The sequence below is a fragment of the Magnetospirillum gryphiswaldense MSR-1 v2 genome, assembly GCF_000513295.1.
GTDB lineage: Bacteria > Pseudomonadota > Alphaproteobacteria > Rhodospirillales > Magnetospirillaceae > Magnetospirillum > Magnetospirillum gryphiswaldense.
Genome location: NC_023065.1, coordinates 87326 through 103225 on the forward strand (window position 1 = coordinate 87326; position 15900 = coordinate 103225).

Below are 15900 nucleotides of genomic sequence, written 5' to 3' on the forward strand. Positions count from 1 at the left end.
CCCCTTGATGCGGTCAGCGGACGGCGGCTATCAGGTCGTCGAACATGTCGGAGGCGGTGCTGATCACCTGGGACGCGGCGGAATAGGCCTGCTGCGCCACGATCATGCGGGTGAATTCGTCCGAGGTATCGACGGTCGAGCTTTCCAGGGCGCTGGGGGTGATGGTGGCGACACCGTCCTCGCCGGCTTCGTGCAAGGTGAAATCGCCCGAGGCCGAAGTCTGCTGATAGACGCCGTAACCCTGGTTCTCCAGGCCGTTGGCATTGGTGAAATCGGCCACCGCGATCTTGTAGATGGCGATATCCTGGCCGTTGTCGAAATGGGCCCAGATCACCCCCTTCTTATCCACTTCGACCGAGGACAGGGCACCGTATTCGACGCCGTTGCCGGTGATCGACTTGATGGAAATGTCCGGGTCGTCGTTGTTGGAGGAAAACTGGGTCAACGACCCGGTGCCGCTGGTACCTTGGCCCACATCGATGGTGATGGCGGTGATGTCCGAGGCGCCGGTGGTGAAGCCGGTGATGCTGAATTCCAGCTCGGTGGCGACACCAGCGGAATCGGTGATGGAGGTCAGCGCGCCATCGGCGAAAGTCAGCGTAAAGGGGCCGCCGGTGATGTCACCCGAATCGGTCGCGGTATCGCTACTCAGGACCGGGTCGGAAAGCGACAATTCCCACTCGTTGGCGGCGGTCTTTTCGTAACTCATGGTCACCGTGTGCGACACGCCCAGCGCGTCGAACACTTCCATGGTGGCGGTGACCACATCGCCCACCGCCGCGTCGGCGGGGAGATTGGCCTGGATGGTCTCGGCCGAGGTGGCCTCGGCGGTGCCGGTGAAGCGGTTGACGTTGACGGCCGACAGCGTCGACGACGAATTGGTCGAGCCGGCGATGACGTTGCCGGCGGAATCGGTTTCCCAGCCTTGCAGATAGTAATTGCCCAGGCACATGAAACCGGCGGAATCGATCTCGAACTCGCCATCGCGGGTGAAGAAGGTTTCCTCGCCGGTGGCGCCGTAGCTGACGACGAAGAAGCCGTCGCCATCCAGGGCCAGATCGGTTGAATTGGCGGTGCCGCTGATCACGCCCTGAGCCGCCACGTTCTGCCGCACCGAGGCGGTGACGCCGCCCGAGGCATAGGAGGTCGAACTGTAGGATTGGGTGACCAAGGTCTTGAAGCTGGTGGTGTTGGCCTTGTAGCCGGTGGTGGATGAATTGGACAGATTGTCCGAGATGATCGACAACGCCGTGCTTTGCGCCTTAAGCGCGGTGACGGCGGAATTCATGGCTCCCATGAGGCTCATGATCGTTCTCCCCGTCAGGACGCCAGGCGGGTGATGGCATCAAGGGTGATGCCCATCTCGCCCAGTTCCAGGATGGTGGTGCCGTCGCTCGAGGTGACCCCGGTCACCTTGCCGCTGACGTAAGTGGTGCTGCCGATGGCGGCGCCGTCGGCATTGGTGGCTTCCACGCTCAGGGTGTAGGCGCCGCCGTCGACGGTGTTGCCGTCGCTGTCCTTGCCGTCCCAGGTGAAGTCGTTGCGGCCCTTGGCGGCATCGCCGGTGCCTTCCCACACCACGTTGCCGTCTTCGTCGGTGACGGTCAGGGTGACGTCGGTGGCGGCGGAATCCAGGGCGTAGACCCAGGCGGCATCGACGGTGCCGTCGTCCTGGACGCTGATGGTGTCGCCCTCGGCCTCGACGGTGTGGCCCATGTAGCCGACGCCCGAACTCATGGACATCAGGTCGATGGACGACAGCACCTCATCCAACTTGTCGTTGGTGGCCATCTGCTGTTCCAGATTGGAATACTGGACCAACTGATTGGTGAACTCGGTGGCGTCGGTGGGGTCCAGCGGATCCTGGTTCTCCAACTGCGCGCACAGCAACTGGATGAACATGTCGTAATCGGCGGATAGCGTCGATGTACTGGTGGACGAACTTGTCGTCGTCGTGCTGGCTGAAGTAATAGAGGTGACCATCCGGGCGCACTCCTGAAGAATTCATGTGCGGCGTCTGGGCCGCTCTTGCCTTCTTCTACGAATGCGCCCGGATGGATCAGGCGGTTTTATTTTTATTGATGGGTGTGTGCTCGGCGTAAGAGCTGCATCACTGCTTATACGCGTGGGGAGTTCATTTCAGGCGGACAAAATTTAAAACCACAGAGACACAGAGAGGTTTCCTGGGATCGGGCGCACCGGCCTTACCACGGGAAAGTCATCTCCGTGCCTCTGTGGTTTTTCTATCCCGGATGTTTAGTCCCGGCATTGGATGGATCGGATCGAGATTGAGACGCTTTGGTTCGGTTGTTCAGATTTTGCCGATGTATTCCAAGGCGTCCAGCATGCTGATGTCGTCCCGCTCGGCGAGGGTCGCTACATCAGTAAGACGGCGGGTCATCGCTTGCTTTCTGTGGTAACGAATCCGGTTCACCAGGGCTGCCGGCTTCCCGTCGCCGGGTTCGGAACCTGCTAAGGGTCAGCCGGCTACGCACCCGGATATCGTCAGCCAGGGGAACGCTCACCAACAAGACCAGAAACAGGGCCAATGGCAGGGTGGAAGCATAGCCGATGTGCTTAAAACCCAGAGCCCCGAGCAGACCGCCAACGGTGAAGGAGGCCAACAGCGAGCCCATTAGCCGGATTTTCCGCCAATTGGCGCGGACCGGCTTGTAGCGTTCGGTTTCGGTCGATGAGTTGATGTAAACAATCTTGCCGATCTCGATGCCGATATCGGTAATGATGCCCGTCATGTGGGTGGTCCGGATTTCCGCATGGGAAATCTTGGTGATGATTGCGTTCTGTAGCCCCATTATGAAACACAGAAGCATCACCGTAATCGGCACGCCCAATCCAGTCTGACGCCCATCCAGGTAGCCGCCCATCAACCCGAAACACAGTAGAAGCAGAGCTTCCCACAACAATGGATAGGCGAACTCGCTCTGGGTGCGATGATGTCGCCCCCAGTTAATCAGAATCGCCGAGTAGGCGGAACCGGCGACGAATGATACCAGGGCGGCCCCCCCAATAATCGCCAAGCCAAGGTTGTTGATGGCTAAATTGTCCGCCATTCCTGACAAAATGCCGGTCATATGCGAGGTGTATTGATTGACCGCCAGAAATCCACCTGCGTTGGTGGCACCGGCAACGAAGGCGAGGACCCTTCCAAGGTGCCGGTTGGCTTGAGCCGACCGGTGTTTGCCGGTCAGGCGACGCAAATAGAAAATTGGCATTGTCGGTCCGCTACCGGATTCGGCTATTTAATAGGCCGCATCGGTCAGGCTAATCGACCACACAAGCGCCGTCCCAACGCTTTTGTTGCGACACAGCAATGTCATTGACGGCCATAGCTGCGACCTTCTAAGGATGCCTCAATGGTATGATCGTACCCAAATCCGTATTTTGGGCGGACGGTGTATCCGCAGGGGTTGATTCCATTGAGGCCCCATACCCAAGCCCATTGGGCTATTTGTCTTAACCCTTGGGCTTATCCGCCCCTGACGCGGCGACGATGCGGTCGGCCAGGCCGGCGGGGGCCTTGGGCTGGCTGTCGCGCAGGGAAACGTCCAGGGCCAGGGCTTCGGCCAGCAGGGTGGCGGCTTCGGGGGAGGTGCCCAGCAGGGCTTCGGCGTCGGTACGCCGCTGTTGCGGCCAGCGGGCCAAATCGGGGCCCCATTGGTCAAGCAAATCGGCGAACACGCCGATGGAAAGGCTGGTCTTGCTCATGTCGCCTCGGTTTCTTCGATGGCGTTACGGAAATGCCGTCCTTTGGACAGCCACATAAGCTTATACGATTCAGACCGCTGGCAACAAGGTCTAGACGGGCATACCGGCGATCTCGGCCCAGGCGTTGCGCAGGGTCCGAAGACCTTCGCCGATGCGCCGGCACGCGGTTTCGGCGTCCTTGCGGCCAACGGTGGCCAGCAGGGCGCGCATGCTGACGCGATAGGTTTCCGCCAGATTGGCGGCGACCTTGCCGCCCGCTTGCAAATCCAAGGCGGCCAGCAGGCCGCGCAGGATTTCGATGGCGCGGCTGACTTCCTGATATTGCCGGGTGTAGTCGCCTTGGGCTGCGGCGATGCCAGCGTTGTGGATGCGTACCAGGATGCCGTCGTACAGCAGCACCACCGCTTGCAGGGGCGGCGTGGTCATGACGGCGGTCTGATAGGCGGCGATGGCGTGCTTGGAAAGGTTCATGTCAGTTATCCTCGCTGTTGGTGAGAGCCTCCAGCAGATCCAGGACCGATTGCGCCTCGGCCAGCTTGGCCTCGATGCGGGCGTACTTGTCCAACAGATAGCTGCGATAGGTCTCGGCATTGGCTTCGATGGTGGTGATGCGGTCTTCCAGGTCGGTGTTGCTGTCTTCCAACGTGGTGATCTGTTCGGCCAACTGGCCGTCATATTCGTCGGCCACCTCCTCGACCGCCTGCCACATGCGGTCGGCGATGCCCTGGCTGACGGCGACGTCGATGGATTGGCTGGCGCTGCCGGTGAAGACGAAGGTCAGGCCTTCATAGATGCTGCCCTCGGCGCCGATGATGCGCGACCCCGACACGGTGAACAGTGAGGTGTCGCCGCCCACCGAAACGGCGCTGATGGCGCCGTCGGTCACGGTGATATCCAAGGTGAAATCGGCGCTTTCCGGCCCGTCGCCATGGCGCAGCAGGGAAAGATTGCCGCTGGAGGTTGCGGCCTGGAAGCTGAACAGGCTTTGGATGGTGTCCAGATCGTTGAGCAGGGCGTCGTCCAGGGCGTCTTCATCGATTTCCAGATAGTTCTGTTCGTCGAAGCTCAGTCCCAGGCTGGCCAGCGAGGCTTCATCGATGGCGGCGGTCAGCGCCTCCTGCAATTGGGTGGAAACGGTGCGCAGGATGGAATCGCCGAACAACACCGCGCTTTCATCGGCGCTGCCGTCGCTGGCGGTGGTCTGGTTGAGCAAGACGAAGTCGCGCAGCGCGTTATAGGTCTCGACCAGGCTTTCCACCTGTTCCTTGATGTCGGACAGCGAATTGTCGACCTCAAGCGTCAGGGTGTTGCTGCTTTCCGCCTTGTAGAGCGTCAGGGTGATGCCGTCGATGGCGTCGTCGATTTCGTTGTCGTCGCGTTCGATGGTGACGCCGTCGATCTTGACCCGGGCCGGTTGGGCGGCTTGCAGGATGTCGGCCTTGTCGCCGTTTTCGTCGATCAGTCCCAGATCCTGCAATACCGTGCCGCTGGTATCGGCCAGGGTGATCTCGGCATTGGTCTGGCTGGCAGTCAGCACCATCATGTATTCGTCGTCGGATACCTTGATCACCGAGGCCTTGACCCCGGTATTGGTGGTTTCGGTATTGATGGTGTCGACGATGTCGTCCAGCGACATGTCGGCGGTGACGGTGAAGGCGGTGCCGCCGAGGGTGAAGTCGCCCGCCATATTGGCGGCATCGCTGCGGCAGCTTTGGCTGGAGCCGCCCAGGCGCTCGGCCTTGGCCACCTGGATGATTTCGATTTCGTGGCTGCCCAGTTCGGTACCGTCCTCGACCGTCACCGACAGCAAGGTGTCGGCTGAGGTGCTGGTCCCCGAGGTCAGATAGCCGGTGCGGTTGAGGAAGACATCGTCTTCCTGGCCCGACGATGACGGGTCGGCGCGCAAGGCCTGCAGGCTGTCTTGCATGGCCAGCAGCAGGGTCTGCATTTCCTCATAGGCGGCGATCTTGGTTTCGTTGGCGGTGACCTTGGTTTCCAAGGTATCGGCGCGGGCCAGCTTGGCCGAGACGGCGGCTTCGACCAGGGCATCGGTGTCGAATTCGTTGCGGTTCTGCGAATAGCTGACCGACGACGTGGCGGTGGTCGTGGTGCTCGAACTGACGGAAGTGGTCATGGCAACGACCTCGTTATAAAAGTCGCCCGTGACGGGCGGCTCAAACGCCGCTCGGGCTTAGGGAAAGGGGGGCGGGATCGGTGAAAATCCCGCCCCTCCGGCCTAAACCGGCTTGGGGGCATGGGAAGCCGGTTTAGCTTTTGAGCAGGCTCAACAGGTTTTGCGGCATCTGGTTGGCCTGGGACAGGGCGGCGATGGCCGCCTGGGTCTTGACGTCGGCCGAAGACAGGGTCGACTTTTCCGCCGCCACGTCGGCGTCCATGATCGCCGATTGCGCCGATTGCAGGTTTTCCGAGGTGGTGTCGATGGTTTCGGAACGGAACTCGAAGCGCGACATGGTCGCACCCACTTCGGCGCGGGCCTGGATCACCGCGTCGATGGCGCTATCCAGCGCGGTCAGGGCGGTTTGGGCGTTGGCCTGGGTGCTGACCGAACTGCTGGCCAGGCCCAGTGCCGTGGTCCCGACATTGTCGATGGACAGGTTGATGGTGTCGGTGGACGAGGTGCCGACCATGAAGTCGACGCCCGTCTTGGAACCGCCGACGATGGTGGAGCCGTCGGCGGCCAACATGCCCAGACCTTCCAGGGCGGTGCCGGTGGTGTCGTCCATGGCGGTGATGGTGGTGCCGTCGATTCCGGTCAGGACCAGCCGTTTGCGGCCGTCATTGTCGGTCTCGATGGTGGCGGTGACGTTGGCGGCTTCCGGTGTGGTGGTGTCGCCGGCATTGATCGAGGCGGCGACATCTTCCAAGGACACCGAACCGGCGGTGCCGTCGTAGTCATCCGCGATGGTGTAATCGACGAAATTGCCGTCCGAGGTGGTGATGCGGAAGACGTCCGCAGCAGCGACGGTGGTGATGTCGGCGTACTGGGAATCGGTCATCCAGTTGGACGAGACGGTGGCATTGGTCGAGGCCGAGGCGTACTGACCGGTGCCGTCCAACAGCGACACGCCGTTATAGCGGGTCGATTCGGCGATACCGTCGACTTCGTCCAGCAATTCCTGGTATTCGGCGTCGATATAGGTGCGTTCGCTGTCGGTGACCGAGCCGGAATCCGACTGGGTGGCCAGTGACTTCATGCGCTGCAGGATGTCGGAGATACGGGCTAGGCCGCCATCGGCGGTTTGCAGGATGGCGGTGGCTTGGCTGGCATTGGTGGCCGCCTGGCTCAACACGGTGACGTCGGACTGGATGCGGGTGCCGATGGCCAGACCGGCGGCATCGTCGGACGCCTTGGTGATGCGCGAGCCCGAAGCCAGCTTGGACAGGCTGGAGGATTGCGCTTCGGAATTCAGGTTCAGGTAGCGCAGCGCCGAATTGGCGGCGGTGTTGGTGGCGATGACGGCCATGATACTGTCTCCTTCTGATCCAACATACGACCCGGTTTACCGGGGTCTCTTGGATGAAACGGGCCAGCCGGCCCGGTCAGGCGGAGAATCTTTATTCGGCCAAGGCCTGGAGGCAGTCGTGTTCCGACCGGCGCAGACGATCGCGCAGCGTTTGCCGGCCCCGCTTCAGCAGGCTTTCCACCGCGCTGACGGTGGTGTCCAGAATCTCGGCGATCTCGGCGTTGCCCAAATCGTCGAAATAGGACAGGGTCAGGGCCAGACGCTGCTGGTCGGGCAGCTTGCCCATGGCCTGTTCCAGCCGCCCGAACACCTGGGTGCGGTGGATGCGGGTGACCGAATCGGTTTCGTCGTCCATGGGTTCGGGAACGTCGTCCAGGCACTCGGTCGCCGGGCGGCGGCGCAGATCGATGCAGCGGTTGACCACCACCCGATAGAGCCAAGTGGAAAACTTGGCCTTGCCGTCCTGCCAGGATTGGCGGTGGGTCCACACCTTGACCAGACATTCCTGCGCCACGTCCTCGGCATCGGCCACATTGCCCAAGACCCGGAGCGCGATGGCATAAGCGCGGTCCACGTGGCGTTCCACCAACAGCCGATAGGCCGCCGCGTCGTCGTCCTTCATCCGCGCCAGCAAGGTTTCGTCATCCAGGCCGGCCAAGGCGGCGGCGGAACTGGCGGAAGTGGTCAGGCGCTGGATCATCATGGTCTGAATCCCGGCATGGAAATGGGCATCGTTACTGAGTTACACGCCGTCCAATGCTAATCCAGGCGCAGAAAAATCAAGATAATTCAAATGGTTAGTCGGCAAGTTCTGCCGGGCTTTAGGCAATAATTGCCTAGTCTGGCTGTTTGGGCGGCGGCGGCCCCAGGCGCGACAAGGCCTGACGACCGGCGGTAGACATCTGTGGAATAGCTTGAATCAGGGCCTTGCCGATGCGGTCGCCGGCCTGTTCGCGCCGGCTGGACAAATCGGTGACCGCCTGACGGAAGGCCTCGGCGTCGAAAGGCTCGGCTTGCATCAGCATGCCGATGCGCCGGTGCTGCTCTGACTGGTCGCGGTCGACATCAAGCAGGCCCTGGTCACCGGCGGCCTGACGCAGGATGCGGGCGTCGGCGGCGGGTAGGGTGGCGGCCATCTTCTCGACGATGTCGCCGGGTTTGGGTGGGCCGGGTGGCGGTGGGCGATCGACCACCAGCACGCCGGCCAAAAAGCCGTTGGCCAGCAGCGACGCGGTCAGGATCCACGGGCGGAGACGGCGAAAATCCATGATCACAATCCCACCGGCGACAGGGGCTGGGCATAGGCGTAAAGGTCCAGGGGCGTGGTCACCGCCTGGGCCTGACCCAAGCCGGACAGCCCCGCCGCCAGACCTAGGGCCAGGCCCAGGACCAGCGACACAGCATAGCGCGGCAGGGCGCGCCAGGATCTGGCTGGCAGCAAATGCAGCCACCAGGGGGGCGGCGGTTCGGCGGCGATGCGGGTCAGCACGGTGCGGCTGATGCGGGCGACGCTTTGCGGGTCGATCTGCCGCGCCGGGTCGTGGCGCTTCAGCAAGGCGTCCAGATCGTCGTGGAAACGGTCGGTGGTCATAGCAAATCTCCCGATGCGGCGAATCCTTGCCGCGACAGATAATCCCGCAAGCCGCGGCGCCCCCGCACCAGCAGCGATTCCAGCGCCGAAACACTGATTCCCAGGGTTTCGGCGGCCTGGGCATTGGTGGTCTCGCCCAGATGACACAGCGCGATGGCGGCGCGCTGGCGCTCGGGCAGGTGGTTCAGGGCCTGGGACACCAGCTTTTGCATCTGTCCCTGGGCCAATCGCTCCAGGCCGTCGGGGCCGGGATCGGGCGGTTCGTCGATGTCGTCCATGGCCACAATCGGCTTGCGCCGTTTGCGGTCGGTGCACAGATTGATCACCACCCGGTAAAGCCAGGTGGTGAAGCGGGCGCCGCCGTCGCCATCCCAGTCGGGGGCCTTGCGCCATACCCGCAAAAAGGCTTCCTGCGCCACCTCCTCGGCATCGTCGGCATTGCCCAGCATGCGCATGGCCAGGGCCAGGGCGAACGGGGTGTGACGCTCCATCAAGGCGGCAAAGGCCCAGCGGTCGCCCTGGGCCGTGGCCTGCAACAAATCCTGGTCCGAGGGCGGGGCGGTCATTTCATTCATATGCCGCTTACACGGGCCAAGCGTCCTCGGCCCTGCGCAAAAAGTCACGGCCTTGGTGCGCTTTTATCCGGGGCGGTCAAGGGGGGCGGTGTGGGATATGATCGCGCCCCCTTTCCTGCGCACGGAAATCGACGGGCGGTGCGTGTAACTTCGATCAGTCCTGGTCCAGGTCGTTTTTCATGAGTGACACCCGCATCGGTCCGGCTCCGCCCGCGCCCAGTCCCGAGCCGCAATCGCGTGCAATTGCCGTCGAGGCGGCGGCGGAATTGGACGATCTGGCTCGCTTGCTGGTCCGCGACGTGGAAACCACCCGGCTGGCGCGGGCGCAATCGCAGATCGAGGCATTGCTTTATGCCGCCCAACTGGCCTTGGCCCGGGGCGATGCCACTGGCTTGCGCGGCATCGCCTGGGAAGCCGGGCGCATCGCCCGTGATCTAGGTGGCGGCGATGCCGCCGCCGCCATTGTCGCCCAGGCCGGTCAGGTCTGTCAGTTGTGCGAAAAACCTAACGCGCCAACCACCCCCGCCAGCCGCCAAACGCCGTGATGTCGGTGGCGCCCCTTGTGGCGTGGCCTTCGCAGAGGAAGCCCTTGACCAAGGTGCCGTCGGCCAGGGTCAGGGTGCCGATGCCCAAGGGGGCGGGGATTTGGGCGACGAAGCTGCCGAAGGCTGCGGCGTCCATCTCGTAGATTTCCACCTCGATGGCGCCCGCCCCCAGGCCGTCGAACACCAGACCGGGCTTGGCCGGCTGGGTGTCGGCCAGGGCATAAAGGCTGTAGCCGGCGGCGGTGCGGGTGACCGCTCGCAGCCGCGCCTTGCGTTCGACCAATTGATGATGCAAGGGCTGGCCGGCCAGATGGGCGCCGACCACCGCCAGGGCGATTTTTTCATTGGCGGCGGCGACAACCGGCGGCGTGCTGTCCAGGGCGATGCCGGTGCCGCCCAGGCTGGCACTGGGCAGGGCGCGGTGCAGGCGGTCGGCCAGGGCGGCGATGGCGTCATCCTGAAAGGCCCGGCCCATGATGGTGATGCCGAAGGGCAGGCCGTTGGGACGAAAGCCGGCAGGGATGGCGATGGCCGACAAATCCATCAGATTGACGAAATTGGTATAGGCACCGAGATTGCTGTTGAGCCGGATCGGATCGGCCAGCACCTCGTCGATGCGATAGGTGGTGCCGGTGGTGGGCAGCAGCATGACGTCCATCCTGGCCCATTGGGTTTCCGCTTGGCGGATCAGCTCGGCCAACCGGTAAAAGCCTTTGAAGCCGTCGGCGGCAGAGATGTCTTTCGCCCCCAGGATGATGCCGCGCACCACCTCGTGCAGGGACTCGGGTTTGGTGTTGGCGAAATCGTCGATGGCGGCCAGACGTTCCGCCACCCACGGCCCCGAATACAGCAACTGGGCGCATTGGGCAAAGGGGGTGAAGTCGATATAGACCTGTTGCCCACCCAAGGCGTGCAGCCGCTCCACCGCTTGCGCGAACAGGGCTTCGGCCTGGGTATCGCCGAAGAATTCCAGCTTGCCCATGGGCAAGCCGAAGCGGAAACCGTCGGGCCAAGGGCCGGCTTGCGCGGCATTGCGCGAAAAAGCATCTTCCGGGTCATAGACGCCGGCCACCTCCAGCACCGCCAGGGCATCGGCGCAGGTTCCCGCGAAGATGGAAATGCAATCCAGGCTGCGGCAGGCCGGTACCAACCCGCGATTGCTGATCAACCCCTTGCTGGGTTTCAGTCCGACGATGTTGTTGAAGGCCACCGGCACCCGGCCCGAGCCGGCGGTGTCGGTGCCCAGTGAAAACGACACCAGCCCGGCGGCGACGGCCACCGCCGATCCCGACGACGAGCCCCCCGACACATGATCGGGCGAAAACACCGACGAACAGATGCCGTAGGGCGAGCGGGTGCCGACCAGACCGGTGGCGAACTGGTCCAGATTGGTCTTGCCGATCAAGATGGCGCCCTCGGCCTGCAAGCGTTCGACGACGAAGGCCGAGCGGCTGGGAGTATAGGCGAAATCGGGGCAGCCGGCGGTGGTGGGCATGCCGGCCACATCGATGTTGTCCTTGACGGCGAAGGGGATACCCCACAGCCGGCCCTTGGGGGCTTGTTGCAACTGTGCCAGGGCCTGATCCTTGGGGATCAGGCTGATCCACACCGGGCGCTCGCCCATGGAGGCGATGCGGTCATAGACCTGATCCAGTACCTGGGCCGGGGTAAGGCTGCCGCTGGCATAGGCGTTTTTCAGATGGTCGATGTCGAGCGAGAACATCAGGCGGCCTCCTCGGTGATGACGGCCAGGATTTGTCCCAGGGCGACGGCGCGGCCCTCGGCGCAACGCAATTCCGCCACGATGCCGGCAGCGGGGGCGAGCAGGGGGATTTCCATTTTCATGCTTTCCACCACGATCAAGGTGTCGCCGGCCTCGACCCGTTGGCCCGGTTGGACGGCGATTTTCCACACGCTGCCCGGCACCGGGGCACAGGCGGCGACGCTGCCCGCCGGCACCGCCTGATCGCTGTCGTCGTCGACGGCTTCCGGCATATCGGCGCCATAGCCGATCTGGCCCGAGGCCTCCCAGCGGGCGCGCTCCTCGTCGAAGGAGTGCTGTTGGCGGGATTTGAAGGATTTGATCGAGGCGTCGTTATCGGCCAGGAACTTGCGGTAATCTGCCAGTTTAAAGGTGGTTTCCTCGATCTTCAGACGGGCCTTGCCGCGCGGGAAGGCGTCGCGGAATTCCAATAACTCCTGGGCCGAGACCTCGACGAAGCGGATCTGGTCGAAGAAGCGCAACAGCCACGGCTTGCCCGGCTGGAATTCCGCCGTTTCCTTGTGGGTGTTCCACACCTGACAGGTGCGCCCGACGAACTGATAGCCGCCCGGCCCCTCCATGCCATAGACGCACATATAGGCGCCGCCGATGCCCACGGCGTTTTCCGGCGTCCAGGTCCGCGCCGGATTGTATTTGGTGGTGACCAGACGGTGGCGCGGGTCCATGGGGGTGGCGACCGGCGCGCCCAGATAAACGTCGCCCAGGCCCAACACCAGATAGGAGGCATCGAAGACGATGCGCTTGACCGCATCGATACTGTCCAGGCCGTTGATGCGGCGGATGAACTCGATATTACTGGGGCACCACGGCGCGTCGGCGCGCACCGATTGCATGTATTTGCGGATGGCCTCTTGGGTGGCTTCGTCGTCCCACGACAACGGCAGATGGACGATGCGGGCCGGCACCTCCATGGCATCGTTGTTGGGCAGGCTGTCTTCCGCCTTCATCAGCAAGGCCAGCAATTCATGCAGGCACAGTACCCGGCTGTCGTAATGCAGTTGCAGCGAGCGGATACCCGGGGTCATGTCGATGATGCCGGCGGGGGCCAAGGCCCGCAACGCCGCCATCAGCGCATGGACGCGGAACCTGAGTTCCAGGTCCAGCACCAGCGGGCCGTATTCCACCAACAGGTATTTGTCGCCGGCGCGGCGATAGACCACGCGCGGGCGCTCGCCCTGGGCCGGGATGTCGCCCACCACCGCATCGTCGGGGCCGCTGCCGCCGGGCTGGGCCAGACTGTCCGTGTCCACCGGGGCGAAGGTTTCGATTTCCGCTTCCTGCTTGGCTTCCAGCAAGGCGGCCTGGGCCGGGGTCAGGCGGATGAAGCGCACGCGATCGCCGGGGCGCACTTGCCCCAGCTTCCACAATTCGGCCTGCACGATGGTGGCCGGGCAGACGAAACCGCCCAAGGATGGGCCGTCGGGACCCAGGATCACCGGCATGTCGCCGGTGAAGTCGATGGCGCCGATGGCATAGGCGTTGTCATGGATGTTGCTGGGATGCAGGCCGGCCTCGCCGCCATCTTTGCGCGCCCATTTGGGCTTGGGGCCGATCAGGCGCACGCCGGTGCGGTTGGAATTGTAATGCACCTCCCAAGGGGCGGCGAAAAACTGCTCGATGTCGTCATCGGTCAAGAAATCCGGCGCCCCGTGCGGGCCATACAGCACGCCGATTTCCCACTCGTGACCCAGCACCGGCATCAGCGCATCGGGCACGGGGCGGGGCTGGGCGGCGGCGTGGGGCTGACCCAGATGCAGCACGTCGCCCGTCATCAGGGCGCGTCCGCCATGGCCGCCGAACTTGCCCAAGGTGAAGGTGGATTTGCTGCCCAGGTAATCGGGCACGTCGAAGCCGCCCTCCACCGCCAGATAGGCGCGGCAACCGGCGCCGCTGACCGTGCCCAGGCGCAGCACCTGACCGGCGGCGACGGTGACCGGGGTGCCGTAGACAACCGGCTGGCCATCCAAGGCGGCGGCCATTTCCGCCCCCATCAGGCAGATTTTGGTGTCGGTGTTGAATTTGAGCGTCGGGCCCGACATGGTCAGTTCCAGCGCGGCGGTGCCGGCGGAATTGCCAAGAGCATGGTTGGCCAGACGCATGGACAGGTGATCCATCGGCCCCGATGGCGGCACCCCCACGTCCCAATAGCCGGTGCGGCCGGGATAATCCTGGATGCTCGCCTGGGTGCCCACCGCCAGTACCTCGACCGAGCGGGCGTGGTGGATGAAGCTTTCCAGCGTGCGGGTGGTCACGCTGCCCTCGACGAAAGCCGGGCTGGCCACCAGGGCGCGCAAATAATCCAGATTGGTCTCGATGCCATTGATGCGGGTTTGGGCCAGCACTGCCTGCATCTTGCCCAAGGCGTCGGCGCGGTCGGTGCCGGTGACGATGATCTTGGCGATCATCGGATCGTAATAGGGCGAGATTTCAAGCCCCGCTTCCACCCAGGTTTCGACGCGGGCGTCAGCGGACCAATGCACCTGGGTCAGCAGGCCGGAAGAGGGACGGAAGTCGCGGGCCGGGTCTTCGGCATAAAGACGCACCTGGATCGAGGCACCGCGCGCCCGCTCGGCGTGATCGGCCAGGGGCAGGGGCTCGCCCGCCGCCTGGCGCACCATCCATTCCACCAGATCGATGCCGGTGACCTGCTCGGTCACCCCGTGTTCCACTTGCAGGCGGGTGTTGACCTCGAGGAAGTGGAATTCGTCCGCATCGGTGTCGTAAAGGAACTCCACCGTGCCGGCATTGGCGTAGCCCACCGCTTGGCCCAGTTTGACGGCGGTTTCACATAATTGGTGCCGCAAGTGCGGGCTGATGCCCGGCGCCGGGGTTTCCTCGACCACCTTCTGATTACGGCGCTGGGCCGAACAATCGCGTTCGCCCAGGGCCACCACGTTGCCCTTGCCGTCGCCGAAAATTTGCACCTCGATGTGGCGACCGCGTTCCACGTATTTTTCCAGGAACAGGCCGGGATCCTTGAAATTGTTGCGGGCCAGCCGCTGCACCCGCTCGAACAACGGCTCGAGCTCGGCTTCGCCGCGGCACAGCGACAGACCGATGCCGCCGCCGCCGGCAGTGCTTTTCAGCATCACCGGATAGCCGATGCGCTTGGCCTCGGCCTTGGCGTGAGCGACATCGTTCAGCAATCCCGATCCGGGGGCCAGCGGCACTTTGGCCTTTTTCGCCAGATCGCGGGCGGTGTGCTTCAAGCCGAAGGCGCGCATGTGCTCGGGCCACGGGCCGATGAAGACGATGCCGGCACGGGCGCATTCTTCGGCGAAATCAGGGTTTTCCGACAAGAAGCCGTAGCCGGGATGGATGGCCTGGGCGCCCGATCGGCGGGCGACGTCCAAGATGGAATCAGCCCGCAGATAGCTTTGCGCTGCCGGGGCCGGGCCGATGCAATAAGCCTCGTCGGCCATGGAAACGTGTAGCGAGTGGCGGTCGGCCTCGGAATAAACGGCGACGCTGGCAATGCCCATCTTGTTGAGCGTGCGGATGATGCGGCACGCGATGGCGCCGCGATTGGCGATCAGGACCTTGGTGAACATCACTGAGCCTCCCAGATCAGCACGTCGATGGGGGTCGGGTTATAGGCGTTGCACGGGTTGTTGAGCTGCGGACAGTTGGAGATCAGCACCAGCAAATCCATTTCGGCCACCATCTCCACATACTTGCCCGGCCCCGACACGCCGTCGGCGAAGCTCAGGCCGCCCTCGGGGGTGATGGGCACGTTCATGAAGAAGTTGATGTTGTGGCCGATGTCGCGCTTGGAGAGGCCCCAATGATCATGCTCGGCCAGGGCGAGCACATAGGAATCGCGGCAGGCATGCATGGTCTTTTTTTCCAACGCATAGCGCACGGTGTTGCTTTCGGTGGCGCAGGCGCCGCCTAGCGTGTCGTGGCGGCCGACGAGATCGGCGGTGATCACCGCCATGACGTTGCCGTCCTGGCTGATCAGGCGCGAGCCCACCCCCAGATAGACCTTGCCCTGGTCGCCGATGGTGCTGGTGGCGCAATAGCGTTCGTGCGGGTCACGGGCGTTATAGAACAAGGTATCGGCGGCCTGATTGCCGTCGACATCGACGATGCGCAGGGTCTGGCCCTTCTTCACCTCGTGCAGCCAGTAATCCCCGGCGGGCACGGTGGCGCTGTAGATGGCCGTGGCGGCGGCCAGTTCGCTTTCCTTCAGCAT

The 15900-nt window shown here is 63.5% G+C and carries 15 protein-coding genes; 1 reads left to right on the plus strand and 14 read right to left on the minus strand.

Going from position 1 to position 15900, the window contains the following annotated elements:
* Nucleotides 1-13: 13 nt before the first annotated feature.
* The 11 genes from flgE to MGMSRV2_RS00535 form a co-directional block, all read right to left on the minus strand.
* Entirely contained in the window at nucleotides 14-1306 is a 1293-nt protein-coding gene (gene flgE / locus MGMSRV2_RS00480; RefSeq protein WP_024078354.1) for a flagellar hook protein FlgE, read from the minus strand.
* Nucleotides 1307-1320: 14 nt separating this feature from the next.
* On the minus strand, nucleotides 1321-1983 hold the full coding sequence (locus MGMSRV2_RS00485) for a flagellar hook assembly protein FlgD (RefSeq protein WP_024078355.1): 663 nt from the start codon (nucleotides 1981-1983) through the stop codon (nucleotides 1321-1323).
* A 398-nt stretch (nucleotides 1984-2381) separates the two neighbouring features.
* Nucleotides 2382-3233, minus strand: coding sequence for a YoaK family protein (locus MGMSRV2_RS00490; protein ID WP_024078358.1), 852 nt, complete (start codon nucleotides 3231-3233; stop codon nucleotides 2382-2384).
* Nucleotides 3234-3474: 241 nt separating this feature from the next.
* On the minus strand, nucleotides 3475-3726 hold the full coding sequence (locus tag MGMSRV2_RS00495) for a hypothetical protein (protein WP_024078359.1): 252 nt from the start codon (nucleotides 3724-3726) through the stop codon (nucleotides 3475-3477).
* A 90-nt stretch (nucleotides 3727-3816) separates the two neighbouring features.
* Nucleotides 3817-4197, minus strand: a complete 381-nt coding sequence (gene fliS, locus MGMSRV2_RS00500; protein WP_024078360.1) for a flagellar export chaperone FliS — start codon at nucleotides 4195-4197, stop codon at nucleotides 3817-3819.
* Nucleotide 4198: 1 nt separating this feature from the next.
* Nucleotides 4199-5860 (minus strand): flagellar filament capping protein FliD, encoded by a 1662-nt coding sequence (gene fliD, locus MGMSRV2_RS00505; protein WP_024078361.1) that lies wholly within the window; start codon nucleotides 5858-5860, stop codon nucleotides 4199-4201.
* A gap of 133 nt (nucleotides 5861-5993) precedes the next feature.
* Nucleotides 5994-7211 carry a flagellin N-terminal helical domain-containing protein gene (locus tag MGMSRV2_RS21775; protein ID WP_024078362.1) on the minus strand — a complete coding sequence of 406 codons (1218 nt, stop codon included), beginning with the start codon at nucleotides 7209-7211 and terminating at the stop codon, nucleotides 5994-5996.
* A 91-nt stretch (nucleotides 7212-7302) separates the two neighbouring features.
* Nucleotides 7303-7914 (minus strand): sigma-70 family RNA polymerase sigma factor, encoded by a 612-nt coding sequence (locus MGMSRV2_RS00520; RefSeq protein WP_024078363.1) that lies wholly within the window; start codon nucleotides 7912-7914, stop codon nucleotides 7303-7305.
* Between the two features lie 133 nt (nucleotides 7915-8047).
* Nucleotides 8048-8479, minus strand: coding sequence for a periplasmic heavy metal sensor (locus tag MGMSRV2_RS00525; protein WP_024078364.1), 432 nt, complete (start codon nucleotides 8477-8479; stop codon nucleotides 8048-8050).
* A gap of 2 nt (nucleotides 8480-8481) precedes the next feature.
* On the minus strand, nucleotides 8482-8802 hold the full coding sequence (locus tag MGMSRV2_RS00530; protein WP_024078365.1) for a hypothetical protein: 321 nt from the start codon (nucleotides 8800-8802) through the stop codon (nucleotides 8482-8484).
* Nucleotides 8799-9368 (minus strand): RNA polymerase sigma factor, encoded by a 570-nt coding sequence (locus MGMSRV2_RS00535; RefSeq protein WP_041633875.1) that lies wholly within the window; start codon nucleotides 9366-9368, stop codon nucleotides 8799-8801. Before MGMSRV2_RS00535 ends, MGMSRV2_RS00530 begins: the two co-directional genes overlap by 4 nt.
* 188 nt (nucleotides 9369-9556) lie before the next feature.
* Between MGMSRV2_RS00535 and MGMSRV2_RS00540 the strand changes: the two genes are divergently transcribed.
* Nucleotides 9557-9922, plus strand: coding sequence for a hypothetical protein (locus tag MGMSRV2_RS00540; protein WP_024078367.1), 366 nt, complete (start codon nucleotides 9557-9559; stop codon nucleotides 9920-9922).
* Here the strand turns inward: MGMSRV2_RS00540 and atzF are convergent.
* The 3 genes from atzF to MGMSRV2_RS00555 are packed head-to-tail and all read right to left on the minus strand — an operon-like array spanning nucleotide 9882 to nucleotide 15900.
* On the minus strand, nucleotides 9882-11645 hold the full coding sequence (gene atzF / locus MGMSRV2_RS00545; RefSeq protein ID WP_024078368.1) for an allophanate hydrolase: 1764 nt from the start codon (nucleotides 11643-11645) through the stop codon (nucleotides 9882-9884). The genes MGMSRV2_RS00540 and atzF overlap by 41 nt on opposite strands.
* Entirely contained in the window at nucleotides 11645-15256 is a 3612-nt protein-coding gene (gene uca, locus MGMSRV2_RS00550) for an urea carboxylase (protein ID WP_024078369.1), read from the minus strand. Before uca ends, atzF begins: the two co-directional genes overlap by 1 nt.
* Nucleotides 15256-15900, minus strand: coding sequence for an urea amidolyase associated protein UAAP2 (locus tag MGMSRV2_RS00555; RefSeq protein ID WP_024078370.1), 645 nt, complete (start codon nucleotides 15898-15900; stop codon nucleotides 15256-15258). The genes uca and MGMSRV2_RS00555 overlap by 1 nt, the downstream gene beginning before the upstream one ends.